This window comes from Streptomyces sp. CCM_MD2014, assembly GCF_000772045.1.
Taxonomy (GTDB): domain Bacteria; phylum Actinomycetota; class Actinomycetes; order Streptomycetales; family Streptomycetaceae; genus Streptomyces; species Streptomyces salinarius.
The window spans coordinates 4,239,817-4,254,718 of record NZ_CP009754.1; the positions used below are offsets into that span (position 1 = coordinate 4,239,817).

The window sequence follows — 14,902 nt, forward strand, 5'->3', positions numbered from 1 at the left end:
CCCGGACGGCCGCGCACGCTGGTGGCGGGGCGGGGACGGTGGTGCCGTGGAGGGGTGGCCGATCCCGAACGGCGCCGGTCGCTCCGGCCCTCCAGGAGGCACCGACAGGAGGCACCGATGCGACACGCCCCCGCCGACCGCCAGTCACTCACCCCCGCCACCACCGCCCGCCCGGCACCCGCCACGGCCACCACCGCCGCACGCGCGTCACTCACCACCCCCACCCCCCGGCCGTCGCCGCCCACCGTCCGCCCGACGCACACCCCCGTCGGCCGCCCGCTGCTCTGCGCCGCGCTCTCAGCCACGCTGGCGCTGGCGGTGAGCGCCTGCGGGGCGAGCGGGGAGCGAGCGGCGGGTCCGCAGGCCGGTACCGCGTCGGCGGCCGGTCAGTCCCCGGCGACGCTTCCGTCACCGGCCCTGCCGCCGGTGCTCACCCGGGGACAGGCGCGGGCGGCCCTGATCACGGCGGCCGACCTGGGGGAGGCGTGGGAGCCGACGCGGGGCGCCGCGACCTGGCGGGACGAGGTGCTCAAGACCAGCGCGGAACGGACCGACCGGCCCGACTGCCGACGCCTCCTCGACGTCCTCTACACCGAGGACCTGTTCGGCGGGAGCGCCACCACCGCGCCCCGGGCCGCGGTCGCCCTGGACGACCCGGACGGCGGGGCCCAGCTGCACTACCGCGTCACCTCCTACCGCGCCGCCGACATCGACGGCACGCTGGCGTGGCTGGCGACGCTGCCGGACACGTGCGGGCACTTCGAGGCGCGGGCCGAGGCCGCCCGAGGCATCGACCGGGACGTCCGGGTCACCGCCCTGACGCTGCCCGGGACGGGGGACGCGCGCGGCGGCCTGCGGGTGACGGTGAGCGACGCCCGCGCGGAGGAGACCCTCACCGTGGACCTCGTCGCCGTCCGCGTCGGCGACGACGCGCTCAGCCTCACCAACGGCACCCTGGACGCACCGGCCGGCGACGCGACCCGGACGGCCGTCGAGGTGGGGACGGAGCGGCTGACGGAGGCCCGCCGTCAGGGCCGGGCCCAGGTGTAGCCGGGGGCACGAGGGCTACAGCGGCGGCTGTGCGGGCGCCGGGCCCAGGGTGGTCGTGCCGGGCGCGGTGCGGTGGCCGAGGCCGGTGCGATAGGCGTCCAGGGCCGCCTCGACGCGGCCGGTACGGCGCAGCAGGTCGCCCAGGAGCCGGCACAGATCGGCGAGGTCGCCGGCGGCACCGGCCCGCTCCAGCAGGCTCAGCGCACGGACGTAGTGCTCCTCGGCGGCCTCGGTGTCCCGGGCGTCCTCGGCGATGATGCCGAGCAGCCGGTGCGCACCCGCGGAGTGCACCGCGCCGCGCTCGGAGGAGAGGTCGTCGAGGACGCCGTGGAGCAGTTCGGCGGCCTCCTCGGACTTGCCCCGCCGATGCAGTACGTCGGCCAGTTCGACGGCGACCTGGCTGCTGTAGAGGGCGGCGCGGGAGGCCGACAGCATGCCGAGGGCCTCGCGCATCTCCTCCTCCGCGCGGGGGAGTTCGCCGTTCTGCGCGCAGACGTAGCCGCGCATCCAGTGGCAGTTGGCCAGCTCGGTGCGCAGGCGCAGCGTGCGGTACAGCTCGGCCGCCTTGGCCAGCGAGGCGTCGGCGTCGGCGAGGCGGCCCTCGGCGAGCAGGGTGCGGGCGACGGACCGGTGCATGCGGGCCACCAGCGCGGGATCGCCGGCGCTGGGCGCGAGGGAGAGGGCGAGTTCGGCGGCCTGGGCGGCGCGCGCGTGGGCGCCCATGTCCATGTACGGGCCGATGGCGCTGGCGTAGAGCAGCAGCAGCGCGTCGGGGTCGTGCAGGCCGCCGCGGTTCAGCTCGTCGAGGGTGGACTCCAGCAGGTAGACGGCGTACCGCAGTTCACCGGCGAGGTAGTGGGCCAGGGCCCGCCCGCGTAGGGCGGGGACGCGGGCGGGCAGCGGGGCGCCGGCGTCGGTGAGGCACTGCTCCGCCCGCTCGAAGTACTGCCGTCCTGCGGCCAGTTCACCGGTCTCCACGGCGCACTCCCCGAGTCCGAGCAGGGCGGCGGCCCGCTCCTCGGCCAGCTCGTACGCCTCGGCCTCGGCCAGCAGTTCGGCGTACTGGCCGGCCGCCTGTTCGGCGCCCTCGGTGGCGAGGGCGCGCTGCGCCTCGGTGAGCCGCAGCCGCAGATCGGTGGCGAGCCGTGCCGGGCGCCCGGTGGCCAGTTCCTCGTAGCCGACGCCGAGCCGCTCGGCGAGGTGGCGCAGCGCTTCGTCGGAGGGGCGGACGCGGCCGGCTTCCAGGGTGGAGATGTAGGCGGGGGTGTAGGCCGGTTCGGCGAGCTGCCGCTGGGTCATTCCGCGCTCGGTGCGCAGCCGCTGCACCCGGCGTCCGATGGCGTTTCGGTCGTCACGGTCCCCCACTGCCAACTCCCCAAGTGGCTCTTGCCGTTCGGCTCGGACGGCTCTAGGTTAAACGGCGTATTAAGCGCGCTTAACCGTGCTTGACACAATCCCTCATCCCACAGAGGACACCGTGCCCGTACGCTCCCGCACCGCCGAACGTTACGCCAGAGCCCTGGCCGCCGCCCTCGTCGCCGTGGCCGCCCTGCTGCTGGCCGCCAACGCGGCCCCCGTGGACGCGACACCGGGCTCCCCGGCCCCGGCGTCCGACACCGCCCCCGCCCCGGACGACCTGGCCGCCGCGACTCGTTAGCCGACCGCGCGCCCACCGCCCGTCCGACCACCCGCCGACCGGCGGGGTGCCGCGCTCACCCCTGGGTCTGGAGGCGGCTCAGTTCGCGTTGCACGTGGTCCAGCGCCCCCTCGCGGCGGCCCGGTACGCGGCCGCGCAGGGCCGCCAGCGGCGCGCCCAGTTCGCGGGCGCGTCCGGCGTCGCGGATGCGGCCCCACTGGTGGTGGGCCCGGTCGACGGCCGCCTCCACGGCGGGCGCCTGCGGGGTCTGCCCGGCGCCGAGCCGGGTCTCGGCCACCGCCAGCCAGGCACGGCAGCTGCGCACCGGGTCACCCGCGAACATCGCGAGGTCGGCCCGGACCTCCGCCCAGTGCAGCGCGTCCTCGGAGGCGGGCCCGTACGCGTGGGCCGCGGCCCGCTCGTGCCGGGCGGCGAGCGCGTCGGCGTCCCCGTGCCGCCCGGCCCGCACGGCGGCGGCGATGACGGCGTGCGGGTCGCCCGCCACCGGGCCGGGCGCCGTCAGCACCAGGTCCGCTCCCGCCACCGCACCGCCACCGGCGGCGTCGGCGGCGGCCCGGGCCAGCGCCTGCTGGTGCAGTTCGTCCGGCGGCGGCCGGTGCCCGCTGCGCAGGATCGTCGCGACGGCCCGCATGTACGACGGGACGGCCACCGTCCGCCGTGCGGGCGGCGGCGCGATGCGACCGTAAACGGCGTTGTTGCGCCCGGAGTCCAGCGCCCCGGTCCGCAGCCACTGCCACGTCTCGTGATCGGCGTGCAGATCGAGCAGCAGCGTCGTCGCGCCGCTCGGCCGCAGCCGCAGCTCCTCGCGGATCCAGTGCCAGGGCAGGGCGGTGTAGCGGACGTTCGCCGGGGTCGTGCGGGCCAGCGCCAGATGCGGCAGGCGCTGACGCCGGTCCAGCTGGAGCTGCCCGGCGACGTAGACGGTGAGCGGTCCCGGGGCCGCCGCCGCGGCCCGCAGCCGGGTGAGGACGGCCTGCGGCTCCAGCGGGTCGGCGAGTTCGACGACGTTCGCCGTGTCCGCGCCGGAGAGCACGGCGGGCGGCACGGCCGCGAGCACGGGGAGCACGGAGGCGGCGTCCACCAGGCACCCACGGCCCACGGGCGACGCCGCGAGCAGCAGCACGGTTCCGGGCATGTCCCCTCCCCCTGTCGATCACGTACGGCAGCACGGTAACCGCTGCGGCTGCAAAGCGGGGCACTCACCCGTCGGCCGGCCCCTCCGGTCCCGGTGTCCGCCGTACCGCGAAGACGGTCGTGTCGTCGGCCACCCGCCCCCGGCAGTGGCGCAGCGTGCCGTCCCGTACGAGGACCACCAGCCGGGCGGGCTCGGCGTTGCGGGGATCGGCGGCCACGGCGCGCGCGATGTCGTCGGCCGGCCGGTAGAAGGCCCCGGCGGGGTCGCGGGCCTCCGTCACCCCGTCGGTGACCAGCAGCAGCGTCTCGTCCGCGGCGAGCCGCAGCCGGTGCACCGGCGGGGCGGCACCCGGCCGGCCCGGCACGAGGTCGGCCATGCCCAGCGGCAGCCCGCCCGCGACCGGCAGCGCGCGCACGCCGTCGGGGCCGACGGCCAGCGGGGGTTCGTGACCGAAGACGACGGCTTCCACGGTGTCCGGCAGGCCGGGGGAGACGCCGATCAGCACGGCGGTGGCGAACCGGTCGCCGTCGGACCGGCCGAGGCCCGCGGTGTGCCGGCGGTGGCGCACCATGCGTGTCTCCAGGCGTTCGGCGACCGTCGCGAGGTCCGGCTCGTGATAGGCGGCCTCGCGGAAGGTGCCGAGCAGCGCGGCGGCCGTCTCGACCGCGCCCAGCCCCTTGCCCTGCACGTCACCGACGAGGACCCGGGTGCCGTGCGGTCCGGGCTGGATGTCGTAGAAGTCGCCGCCGACGCGGGCCTCGCTGTCCGCGGAGAGGTACACGGCGGCGTGGTCGAGGCCGCCGAAGCCCACCGGGAGCGGGCGCAGCACGGTACGGCGGGTGGTGTCGGCGATGTCCCGCATGTGCAGCATCCGCCGCTCGCCGCCGACCCGGAACGCGGCGGCCACCACGGCGATGAGACTGCCGAGGACGACGAGGACCAGACCCGGCAGCCCCGTCTCCTCGCGGTGCTGCCAGACGGTGTCGGCCATGACGTAGACGACGACCGCGAGCACGCCGAAGGCGGCCGTTCCCCACACCCCGCAGATCGCGGCGGCGACCCCCGGCACCAGCACCGTCCAGGAGATGATCTCGAACGCGCCGGTGGTGATGTCGCCCGCGGTGATGCCGACGAGCAGGACCAGCGGGAACAGCCAGGCGACACTGCGCCCGCGCACACTGAGCAGCTGGTGCCGGGACACGGCATCGCCCTGCCCGGCGGCGTGCACGAGCCGGCCGAGCGGCCGCCACCGGGCGCGCACCGGCTGGCGGACACGACCCCTCACGGGCCCCAGCGAAGCACGCCCCCGGCGGGCACGCATCCCGACTTGCCTGCCGCGGCGCCCAGGTGTGCCCTGGTAGACGGGGGCAGGGCAGACGGGTCGAGGCTAAGGAGTGCTCTCATGGCTCACGCGGTACCCACACCCGGAACACCCACCGGCACCCGCACCGGCACGGGCGGGGGCCCGGGCAGGGGCACGCCGGGGCGCACGACGCCCGACGTCCTCGGCAGGAAGACCCACCTGCTGGTGAAGTGGGGGATGCCCGTCGCGACCGCGCTGGTCTACGGCTACTGGGTCGCGTCCGTCCGCCGCCACGGCGGCCCCATCACCGGCACCAACCTGCTGTTCGGCTTCATGTCGGCGCTCGCGTTCGCCATCCTCTACTTCGTGATCCGCTCCGTGGCCCGACGCCTGCCGCCCGAGCCGCACGCGGCGCTGTGGGGGGCCTTCGCCGGCAGCGCGCTGGGATTCATCTACTCCGGCAGCGGCGTCGCCATGTTCACGTGCGTCCTGGCGTCCCTGCTGCTCGCGGGGGCGGTGACGGGCTCGCTCGTCTACCACTACTACACCCACCAGGACGCCGAGGAGGCACGCGCGGCCCACCTGGCCGCCTCGTCCCCGACGGCCCGGCCGGCCGGTACGTCCCGGACGGCCCGCACCACCTGACCCCGACCGGTCCGGTCCGCCCGGGCGGCCATTTGCAGTCACGCCGGTCGCCCCGGGCCGGCGCGAAGGTTTCCCTGGGAGGGTGTTCCCACGCCTCAGGGGCGCCCTGTCGGCCGCCTCGATCGCCCTCGCCTGCCTGCTCGCGCCGTGTGCGACGCTGGCGGGCTGGGCGCTGTACGCCCTGGCCGACACCGGCCGGTACGTCGCGGCCGTGGCGCCGCTCGCCGACGACCCGGACGTACGGAACGCGGCCGCCGACACCCTGGGCAGCGGATTCGCCGGCATCGTCGACGAGGTCACGGCGGGCCCCGTGAACGGCACCGTGCGGCTCTTCGTGCGGGACGCGGCCCGGTCGTTCACCCGGACGGACGCCTTCCGCGAGGGCTGGGACGCGGCCAACCGCACCGTCCACACCGCCGTACTGCGCGCCCTGCGGGACGACGGGGCGGCCGGACGCCCGGTCACCGTCGACCTCGCCCCCGTCACCGAGCGCGTGCGGGACCGGTTCGCCGCGGACAACGCGCCCTTCGCCCGGCGCATCCCGGTCCGGCACACGTCGGTCACCGTGCTCACGGCGCCGGAAGCGGACCGGCTCAGGAAGGGCTTCCACGTGCTCGACGTCGCCGCCTTCTGGCTGCCGCTGGCGGCCGTCGCCTTCGCGGTCACGGGCATCGCCGTGGCCGCCCGCCGCCGCCGTGCCGTCACGGCCGCCGGGATCGGCACCGCGCTCGGCGGCGCGCTGCTCGCCCTCGCCGTCCTGGTCGGCCGCCGGCTGACCGTCACCGAACTCCCCGGCCCGGTTAACGGCCCCGCCGCGGGCGCCGTCTACGACGCCCTCACCGCAACCCTGCGCACCGCCTCCTGGCTCCTGGTCGGCCTCGGCCTCACGGTCGCCCTGGCCTCCTGGCTCACCGGCCTGTACGGCCGTCTCCCGCGCCGCCGCTCCCCCGCGGAGCCCGTCACCGATCCCACCCCGCCCCGCCCGACCCGCACCGGCCTCTGAAACGGCGTGGCGGCGCCCGCGCCCCACGACTACCGTCGCCGAGCATGACCGAGAAGAAGACCGGGACGGAGACCGCGACCAGGACGGAGACCGAGACCGGAACCACGACCGGGACCGGGCACGGGACCGGGACCGGGCACGGGACCGGGACCCGGACCGGGACCGGGACCGTGCCGGGGCCCAGGACTACGACCCTGTGGCGCCCCACGGGCCCCGAGGAGCTGGCCCTCGTCGAGGCCTCCGGCTGGACGGCCTGGCCCCCGCGCCTGCCCGAGCAGCCGATCTTCTACCCGGTCCTCAACGAGGACTACGCCGTCCGCATCGCCCGCGACTGGAACGTCCCCGCCTCCGGCTCGGGCTACGTCACCCGTTTCGAGGTAGACGCCGGGTTCCTGGAGCGCTACCCGGTCCGGCAGGCCGGCGGCGAGACGATCCTGGAGCTGTGGGTCCCGGCGGAGGAGCTGGCGGAGTTCAACCGGCACATCGTGGGCCGCATCGAGGTCGTACGGGAGTTCCACGCGCAGGCGTAGAACTCCCGTGGACCCCCGGGACCCCCCGGAACCCCCGGGACTTCCGGGTCCCGGGCCCCCTCGCCACCCTGATCGGCTCAGACGCCGATGTCGCGCCCGTCCGCGCGCCACACCGCCACGACCGCCGGGCGGACGATCTTCCCCGGCCCGTCGGGCCAGGTGCTGGCCGGCTGCTCCACGGAGGCGCCGTCGACCTCGCCCGGGTGCTGAACGGCGACCAGCACCCGGCGGTCCTGGACGAGCGGACCGCAGGTCTCGGCGCCGGTCGGCACGGTCAGGAACTGCTTCAGCTCACCGCGCCGGTCGCCCTTGGTGGCGACGCCGAAGAGCCCGTCGTGACTGCCGAGCGCGTTGCCGTCGGTGGAGATCCACAGGTTGCCGTGGTCGTCGAAGGCGACGTTGTCGGGGCAGGAGATCGGGCTGACCCGGTCCTTGGGGAAGCCCGCGAAGTAGGTCGCCGGGTCCTCCGGGTCACCGGCGACGAGGAACAGCGACCACCCGAAGCGGGTCGCGTCGGCCCGGTTCCAGCGCTCGGTCAGCTCCAGGACGTGGCCGTGCTTGTTGGAGTTGCGCGGGTTGGCCTCGTCGGGACCCTCGTAGCCGCTCTTGCCCCGGTTGGAGTTGTTGGTGAGGGCGACGTACACCTTGCCGGTGACCGGCGACGGCTCGATGTCCTCGGGCCGGTCCATCTTGGTCGCGCCGACCTTGTCCCCGGCGAGCCGCGTGAAGACGCAGACCTCCTCGGCGCTCATCCCCTCGACGTGCGAGACGGCCCCGTCCTCGGTGGCGGTGACCAGCGGAATCCAGGTGCCGCCACCGTCGAACTCCCCGTCGCGCGGCAGCGTCCCCGTCCCGTCGATCTCGATCGCCGGGGAGTCGCCGGAGAGCTTGGCGACGTAGAGCGTGCCCTCGTCGAGCAGCGAGAGGTTGTGCTCGCGCGCCCAGCGGGAGTTGCCGTGCCGCATCCGCTTGCTGCCGACGAACTTGTAGAAGTAGTCGAACCGCTCGTCGTCGCCGGTGTAGACGACCGGACGCCCGTCGTGCGTCAGCCGCACGGTCGCGGCCTCGTGCTTGAACCGGCCGAGCAGGGTGTGCTTGCGCGGCGTGGATTCCGGGTCGTACGGGTCCAGTTCGACGACGTACCCGAACCGGTGCACCTCGTTCGGCTCCTGGGCGACGTCGAACCGCTTGTCGAACCGCTCCCACTTGCGCTCGGTGGCACCGGTCCCGATCCCGTACCGCTTGTCGGTGGCGCTGGAGGCGTTGGCGAAGTACTGGTTGAAGTTCTCCTCGCCGTGCAGCGTCGTGCCCCACGGGGTGGTGCCGCCGGAGCAGTTGTTGAGGGTGCCGAGCACCTTGCGGCCGGTGCGGTCGGCGGAGGTCTTCACCAGGTCGGACCCGGCGGCGGGCCCGGTCAGCCGGAACTCGGTGGTGGCGGTGACCCGCCGGTTGAGCCGGTGCCGCGAAACGGGCGTCAGCCGCCCGCTCCGCCGCTCCTCCTCCACGGCGACGACGGACAGCCCGTGCGCGGCCCAGGCGATCTCGACCTGCTCGCGGGTCGGGTTCTCCGGGTCGTAGCCGCGGAACATGAGCACCTCGTCGGTGTACTCGTGGTTCGCGACCAGGAGTTGACGGTCGTGCTCGCCGCGCAGCGGCAGCAGCGCGAGGAAGTCGTTGTTGTACCCGAACTGCCCGGCCTGCGCCTTGGCGCTCTGCTTCTCCGGGTCGAAGGCCGGCGCTCCGCGCAGAATGGGTTCACCCCAGCGGATGACGACGTCCTGCCGGTACCCCTCCGGTACGGTCACGGCGTCGTCGGTGTTGGGCGCGACCGGCGTGAACCGCAGCCCGCGCGCACCGCGGTCCCGGGACGGCTTCCCGTGCCCCTTTCCTCCCGCCGCGGGCGCGGCCTGCGCCGACGGCGCCCCCGCCACGCCCACGGCCCCGGCGCCCGCCGCGGCGACGGTGACGACGGCGGCGGCCCGCATCATGGAACGGCGGCTGAGCGCCCCGGCGATGACGTCACCGACGTACTCGTTGTCGCTGGTGTTCGGCACCTCGTGGAAGCAGGCGTCACCACACCGGAAACGGCAGGTCATCGCGGACCGGCCGCCGGGGTGCGAACCGGACGGCGTTCCGATCAACGGCAGGAGCTTGCGCACTGTGTTCTCCCCTTGAGAATCCCTGTATGCCCTGGTGTCAGCGCGACCGTAGGCGCACATACGTGCGGGGACCGGGCGTCGCGGTGAACAGAGGGTGAACCCGGGGAAGCCGTGGGGAGGTTACGACGACGTCTCGTTCCGCCCTTGACGCGCCACCGCTCGCATGTCAGACCCTGCACAAGATCACAAGCCGGGACCGCTAACCTTACGTGTCCGTCCTGGCCAGGGATTGACGGCATCAACTCACCCGAAGGGTTGCGCTCGTGACTCCACCCACGCGTAGACGCGCGGGCTTCCTGTGTCGGTGGCTAAGCCGCCGCGCAGAGGACCAGCCCGGCCCTGTTGAGGACGTTCGTCGCGCCGACGTGGTCCGCGTTCGCCGCGAACCCGCACGTCGTGCACTGGAACCTCGCTTGGGTGACGCGGTTCTCCTTCGCGACGTGTCCGCACCGCGGGCACGTGCGGGAGGTGTTGCGCGGGTCCACCGAAACCGTGAGGCGACCGGCACTTTCAGCCTTGTTCGCCAGGATTGCGAGGAACTGCGCCCAGCCCGCGTCGAGGATGCTGCGGTTGAGTCCGGTCTTCGCGGCAGCACCGTTTGGCAGGAAGCTGCCGGGCTGCTCGGGGTCGGCCTTGGGTGCGGGGCTCTTGGTCATGCCCACTGTGTTCAGTTGCTCGTGCACGATCACGTCGTGGTCGGTGATCAGCACACGTGCCGTCTTGTGGTGGAAGTCGGCGCGCTGCCGCCGGATCCTGCGGTGCAGCTTGGCGACCTTCCGGACCGCCGCGCGGTGGCGCTTGGTGCGCTGTCGGGTCCGCTTCGGGAACGTTGCGAGGTGCCGCTGCGCCTCGGCGAGTTCGTCGGCCATCGCCTGGAGGAAGCGCGGGTTGGCGACGTGTTCGCCGTCCGAGGTGGTGAGGAAGTGGGCGATGCCCACGTCGATACCGATGTTGCTCCCGGTGGACGGCAGTTCCTCGGCGGGCACGTTGTCGCAGGCGAGGACGGCGTACCAGCGGTTCCCTTCACGCTTCACGCTGATCGTCTTGACGCGCCCCTGTACGGGCCGGTGCTGGTGCACACGGACGTGACCGACGCCCTGGAGCCGCACGCGGGTCTGCGCATGGTGCGGGGTGGAGTCCCAGCGGCAGCCGTCGCCGTCCTTGGGGAAGATGACGGTGTCGAAGTGACCGACACCCTTGAAACGGGGGTAGCCCGGGCTCTGCCCGGCCTTGACCCGGCGGAAGAACGCCTGGAACGCCTTGTCGAGACGGCGCAGAGTGGCCTGCTGGGAGGAGAACGACCAGCGGCCCTGCCGTTCCGGGTCGAAGGCGCGGATCTCTTTGAGCTGGGCGGACTGCTGCCCGTACTGGATCGTCCTCTTCGAGGAGTGCTGGTAGGCGTCCCGCCGTTCTTGCAGAGCGCCGTTGTACAGCGAGCAGTGGTCCCGCAGCATCCGGCCCAAGGCTTGCTCCTGGCGGGCGGTGGGGCGGAGAAGGAACTTGTAGGCGCGGATCACCTCGTTCGTCTCCGCTCCGCCCGTAGGCCCTCGGCCAGGAGGATGCACGCAGCGGCGTTGATCGAGATGCCCGCCGCGTCGGCGAACTCCTCGACCTGCCGCTTCAATTCCGGGGGAACGCGCAGATTCAGCGACTCCCGACGGTCACCTCTAGCCACAACCAGAATGCTACCACTTTCGACGCACAGTCACCGTCAGGGAAGGGTGCTGCGTGGCTCAGCCGCGCACCGACCGATTCGATTCCCCCACCGGTTGAAGCCGGTGGTCCCCTCGAAAGGAAACTGATGGGCCTTCTCACTCTCCTACGGAACGCATTCGGCCGGTCACGCAAAGACCAGGCCGCCCAGGCGGAGGGTGCGACGCAGGAGACGGCACCGCCGGTCACCGCGCCGGAGCCGCAGCTCCCGTCCCAGCCCACCGCACCCACGGAGCCGGCCGAGCCCACCCCGGCCCAGCCCGAGTCCTCGCACATCCCCGAGCCCCGCTCGGAATCCACCCCCGACGAACACGACCTCGTCAGGGCCGCCTTCACCAACGTCACGGTCCCCAAGCCAACGGACCCACCGACCGAGGAGCCGACCCCGGAGGCGGAGGCGGCCCCGGATGTGGCTCCGGAGGCAGAGGTGGCCCCGGAGACTGCCCTGGAGGCGGAGCCGGAAGCCAAGACGACGCCCGAGCCGGCACCGGCAACCGAGCCCGAACCCAAGCCGCAGTCCGAGCCGGAGCCGCAGGCCAAATCCGAGCCGGAGCCCCAGCCGGAGCCCGAGCCGCAGGCCGCATCCGAGCCCGAGCCGGAGCCCCAGCCGGAGCCCGCGGCCAAGGCGGAGCCCGAGCCCGAGGCCAAGGCGGAGCCGCAGGCCGAGCAGAAGCCCGAGCCGACCGAGACCCCGGCCACCCCGGCGGCAGCCGCCCCGGAACCCGCAGCCGCCGACGGCGAGGACACCCCACAGGGGCCACCGGCACCCGACAACGAAACCAGCACGGGCGGTGCGGGTGGGAACACGGACGCCGAGGGCGAAGCCGAGGCGCCAAAGCCGGCCACACCCCCCGCAAGGCTCCGCAGCCGCGCCCCCGCCCTCACCACCGCCTACAAGGCCGCCGGCACCGCCCTCAAGAAGCACGACCTCACCGGCACCCGCGCCAAGGTCCACCTCGTCCTCGACCGGTCCGCCTCCATGCGCCCGTACTACAAGGACGGCTCCGCCCAGGCCCTCGCAGAGCAGACCCTCGCACTCGCGGCGCACCTCGACCCCGAGGCCACGGTCCGCGTCACGTTCTTCTCCACGGAAGTGGACGGCACCGGCGAGCTGACCCTCACCGACCACGAGAACAAGATCGACAAGCTGCACGCGGCGCTCGGCCGCATGGGCCGCACCAGCTACCACGCCGCCGTGGAAGCCGTCCTCGCGCACCACACCGAGGAAGCGGAACCCGGCACCCCCGCCCTGGTGGTCTTCCAGACCGACGGCGCCCCCGACGCCAAGACCCCGGCCACCCAGTCCCTCTCGGCCGCGGCCGCGAACCACCCGGAGATCCACTTCTCCTTCGTCGCCTTCGGCGACCCGGAGAACAAGGCCTTCGACTACCTCCGCAAGCTCAAGACGGACAACGCCACCCACTTCCTGGCCGGCGAGACCCCGAAGGAGCTCACCGACAAGGAGCTGTACGAGGGCATCCTGGCCGGCTGGCGCCCGTAGCCGGACCGCACGGCCGCACGCACGGCCCCTCGGGGGGTGGGCGAGGGGAACCCCTCCGTCCACCCCCCGAAACGCGTGTGAGTCGATCTCCACCGGGCCAGTAGGATTTCGACCATGGCGGCCACTGGATCAGAGAAGCAGGGGGCGAAGGCGTACTACGTCTCGACCCCCATTTACTACGTCAACGACGCTCCTCACCTGGGCCACGCCTATACGACCGTCGCAGGCGACGTGCTCACCCGCTGGCACCGCCAGCGTGGCGAGAAGGTGTGGTACCTCACCGGCACGGACGAGCACGGTCAGAAGATCATGCGTACGGCCGAGGCGAACGGGGTCACCCCGCAGGCCTGGGCCGACAAGCTCGTCACGGAGTCGTGGAAGCCCCTGTGGGAGCACCTCGACATCGCGAACGACGACTTCATCCGCACCACGCAGAAGCGGCACACCGACCGCGTCCAGGAATTCGTGCAGGACCTGTACGACAAGGGCGAGATCTACAAGGGCGGCTACGAGGGCCCGTACTGCGTGGGCTGCGAGGAGTACAAGCTCCCCGGCGAGCTGCTCGACGGCGAGGGCGAGTACGCGGGCCAGAAGCTGTGCCCGATCCACAAGAAGCCGGTGGAGATCCTCAGCGAGGAGAACTACTTCTTCAAGCTGAGCGAGTACAGCGAGAAGCTGCTCGCCCACTACGAGGCCAACCCGGGCTTCATCCAGCCCGAGTCCGCGCGCAACGAGGTCGTGAACTTCGTCCGCCAGGGCCTGCAGGACCTCTCCATCTCCCGCTCGACCTTCGACTGGGGCGTGCCGGTCCCCTGGGACGACAAGCACGTCATCTACGTGTGGGTCGACGCCCTGCTGAACTACGCGACGGCGGTCGGCTACAACGAGAACCCGGAGAAGTTCGAGTCGACGTTCCCGGCCGACGTGCACCTGGTCGGCAAGGACATCCTCCGCTTCCACGCGATCATCTGGCCGGCGATGCTGATGGCGCAGGGCCTCCCCCTGCCCGGGAAGATCGCGGCCAACGGCTGGCTGATGGTCGGCGGCGAGAAGATGTCGAAGTCCAACCTCACCGGCATCAAGCCGCAGGACCTGACCTCGCACTTCGGCGTGGACGCGTACCGCTGGTACTTCCTGCGCGCGATCGCGTTCGGCCAGGACGGCAGCTTCTCCTGGGAGGACTTCTCCGCCCGCTACACCAGCGAGCTGGCCAACGACTACGGCAACCTCGCCTCCCGCGTGGCGGCCATGGTCAACAAGTACTTCGGCGGCGAGCTGCCGGCCGCGACGGCCGACGGCGACGCGGAGCAGGCCATCCACGACGGCCTGGCCAAGGCCGTGGCCGAGGCCGACCGCAAGATCGGCGAGGAGCTGGACTTCCAGGGCGGCATCCTGGCGGTCTTCGACTTCGTCAAGCAGGTCAACGGCTACATCACCGAGCAGGAGCCCTGGAAGGTCGCGAAGGACGACAGCCCGGAGGGCAAGGCCCGCCTGGCGACGATCCTCTACACGGCCGCGGAGTCCCTGCGGGCGGTGGCCGTGCTGTTGAACCCGGTCATGCCGGACACCTCCCAGAAGCTCTGGGACTCCCTCGGCGCCGAGCCCTCCCTGGGCGCACTCGCGGACCAGCGGGTCCAGCACGCGGCGGACTGGGGCCGGCTCCCCGCCGGTGCCACGATCACCAAGGGCGCGGTGCTCTTCCCCCGTCTCGAGGAGAAGCCGACCGCGTAACACGCTCGCTACAGCAGAGGGCCCGGGAGAGGCAGGACTTCTCCCGGGCCCTCCGCGTTTGCGAGGATCGGACGAAACACCAGCTCACGTGGGGGGACATCGCCGATGGCACTGTTCGGCAACGCGCACAGCATCGACCCGGCCAAGGCCCAGCAGGACTACGCCCGGCTCCTGGGCCACGGCGAACAGATCCACGCCGCCTACCTGCTGATCCGCGACACCATCCTGTTCACCGACCGGCGGCTGATCCTGATCGACAAGCAGGGCATCACCGGCAAGAAGACCGAGTACCACTCGGTCCCGTACCGCAGCATCACCCACTTCTCGGTCGAGACGGCCGGCCACTTCGACCTCGACGCCGAGCTGAAGATCTGGCTCTCCGGCGCTCCGGCCCCGATCGAGAAGACCTTCACCAAGGGCGTCGACATCTACGAGGTCCAGGCGATCCTGACCCAGTTCGTGGCGCGGTAGGACC

Annotated in this window: 14 protein-coding genes; 8 read left to right on the top strand and 6 right to left on the bottom strand. The window is 73.1% G+C overall.

The features are described from left to right. Positions 1–117: 117 nt before the first annotated feature. Positions 118–1,050 carry a hypothetical protein gene (locus tag NI25_RS40250; RefSeq protein ID WP_233520748.1) on the top strand — a complete coding sequence of 311 codons (933 nt, stop codon included), beginning with the start codon at positions 118–120 and terminating at the stop codon, positions 1,048–1,050. Positions 1,051–1,065: 15 nt separating this feature from the next. Here the strand turns inward: NI25_RS40250 and NI25_RS18645 are convergent, their stop codons facing one another. Beyond that, positions 1,066–2,415, bottom strand: a complete 1,350-nt coding sequence (locus NI25_RS18645; protein WP_061443524.1) for a helix-turn-helix domain-containing protein — start codon at positions 2,413–2,415, stop codon at positions 1,066–1,068. Positions 2,416–2,527: 112 nt separating this feature from the next. Between NI25_RS18645 and NI25_RS18650 the strand changes: the two genes are divergently transcribed. Then, positions 2,528–2,707: a hypothetical protein gene (locus NI25_RS18650; protein WP_061443525.1), complete on the top strand. Its 180-nt coding sequence runs from the start codon at positions 2,528–2,530 to the stop codon at positions 2,705–2,707. Positions 2,708–2,762: 55 nt separating this feature from the next. On the opposite strand, the gene NI25_RS18655 is transcribed toward NI25_RS18650, so the two are convergent. Further along, positions 2,763–3,842: a hypothetical protein gene (locus NI25_RS18655; protein WP_061443526.1), complete on the bottom strand. Its 1,080-nt coding sequence runs from the start codon at positions 3,840–3,842 to the stop codon at positions 2,763–2,765. A 64-nt stretch (positions 3,843–3,906) separates the two neighbouring features. Further along, on the bottom strand, positions 3,907–5,163 hold the full coding sequence (locus NI25_RS18660) for a PP2C family protein-serine/threonine phosphatase (protein WP_078884659.1): 1,257 nt from the start codon (positions 5,161–5,163) through the stop codon (positions 3,907–3,909). Positions 5,164–5,244: 81 nt separating this feature from the next. Here NI25_RS18660 and NI25_RS18665 point away from each other — a divergent pair, with 81 nt between their 5' ends. From NI25_RS18665 to NI25_RS18675, 3 genes are all read left to right on the top strand, one after another. Then, the gene (locus tag NI25_RS18665; RefSeq protein ID WP_061443528.1) at positions 5,245–5,790 is read left to right on the top strand and encodes a hypothetical protein; all 546 of its coding nucleotides are present in this window, start codon (positions 5,245–5,247) and stop codon (positions 5,788–5,790) included. Positions 5,791–5,872: 82 nt separating this feature from the next. Further along, positions 5,873–6,793, top strand: coding sequence for a hypothetical protein (locus NI25_RS18670; protein ID WP_061443529.1), 921 nt, complete (start codon positions 5,873–5,875; stop codon positions 6,791–6,793). Between the two features lie 170 nt (positions 6,794–6,963). Continuing rightward, positions 6,964–7,323 (top strand): hypothetical protein, encoded by a 360-nt coding sequence (locus NI25_RS18675; RefSeq protein WP_061446983.1) that lies wholly within the window; start codon positions 6,964–6,966, stop codon positions 7,321–7,323. Positions 7,324–7,400: 77 nt separating this feature from the next. Here the strand turns inward: NI25_RS18675 and NI25_RS18680 are convergent, their stop codons facing one another. The 3 genes from NI25_RS18680 to NI25_RS40780 all read right to left on the bottom strand — a co-directional run bounded on the left by NI25_RS18680 (position 7,401) and on the right by NI25_RS40780 (position 11,157). Beyond that, complete coding sequence (locus tag NI25_RS18680; RefSeq protein ID WP_061443530.1) at positions 7,401–9,482, bottom strand: PhoX family protein; 2,082 nt, start codon at positions 9,480–9,482, stop codon at positions 7,401–7,403. Positions 9,483–9,790: 308 nt separating this feature from the next. Then, complete coding sequence (locus NI25_RS18685) at positions 9,791–10,999, bottom strand: RNA-guided endonuclease InsQ/TnpB family protein (protein ID WP_061443531.1); 1,209 nt, start codon at positions 10,997–10,999, stop codon at positions 9,791–9,793. After that, a complete protein-coding gene (locus NI25_RS40780) occupies positions 10,996–11,157 on the bottom strand; it encodes a toxin-antitoxin system HicB family antitoxin (RefSeq protein WP_158508450.1) in 162 nt (53 codons plus the stop codon). The genes NI25_RS18685 and NI25_RS40780 overlap by 4 nt, the downstream gene beginning before the upstream one ends. 126 nt (positions 11,158–11,283) lie before the next feature. On the opposite strand from NI25_RS40780, the gene NI25_RS18690 reads away from it, so the two are divergent. The 3 genes from NI25_RS18690 to NI25_RS18700 all read left to right on the top strand — a co-directional run bounded on the left by NI25_RS18690 (position 11,284) and on the right by NI25_RS18700 (position 14,898). Then, positions 11,284–12,696, top strand: coding sequence for a VWA domain-containing protein (locus tag NI25_RS18690; protein ID WP_061443532.1), 1,413 nt, complete (start codon positions 11,284–11,286; stop codon positions 12,694–12,696). Positions 12,697–12,810: 114 nt separating this feature from the next. Continuing rightward, the gene (metG, locus tag NI25_RS18695; RefSeq protein WP_061443533.1) at positions 12,811–14,427 is read left to right on the top strand and encodes a methionine--tRNA ligase; all 1,617 of its coding nucleotides are present in this window, start codon (positions 12,811–12,813) and stop codon (positions 14,425–14,427) included. A gap of 105 nt (positions 14,428–14,532) precedes the next feature. Further along, entirely contained in the window at positions 14,533–14,898 is a 366-nt protein-coding gene (locus NI25_RS18700) for a PH domain-containing protein (protein WP_061443534.1), read from the top strand. The last annotated feature ends 4 nt before the right edge of the window (positions 14,899–14,902 follow it).

What these genes read in the sequence shown, in the direction of transcription:
- NI25_RS40250 (WP_233520748.1), top strand. Translation starts at nt 118, where the DNA reads ATGCGACACGCCCCCGCCGACCGCCAGTCACTCACCCCCGCCACCACC.
- NI25_RS18655 (WP_061443526.1), bottom strand. Translation starts at nt 3,842, where the DNA reads ATGCCCGGAACCGTGCTGCTGCTCGCGGCGTCGCCCGTGGGCCGTGGG.
- NI25_RS18660 (WP_078884659.1), bottom strand. Translation starts at nt 5,163, where the DNA reads ATGCGTGCCCGCCGGGGGCGTGCTTCGCTGGGGCCCGTGAGGGGTCGT.
- NI25_RS18665 (WP_061443528.1), top strand. Translation starts at nt 5,245, where the DNA reads ATGGCTCACGCGGTACCCACACCCGGAACACCCACCGGCACCCGCACC.
- NI25_RS18690 (WP_061443532.1), top strand. Translation starts at nt 11,284, where the DNA reads ATGGGCCTTCTCACTCTCCTACGGAACGCATTCGGCCGGTCACGCAAA.
- metG (WP_061443533.1), top strand. Translation starts at nt 12,811, where the DNA reads ATGGCGGCCACTGGATCAGAGAAGCAGGGGGCGAAGGCGTACTACGTC.
- NI25_RS18700 (WP_061443534.1), top strand. Translation starts at nt 14,533, where the DNA reads ATGGCACTGTTCGGCAACGCGCACAGCATCGACCCGGCCAAGGCCCAG.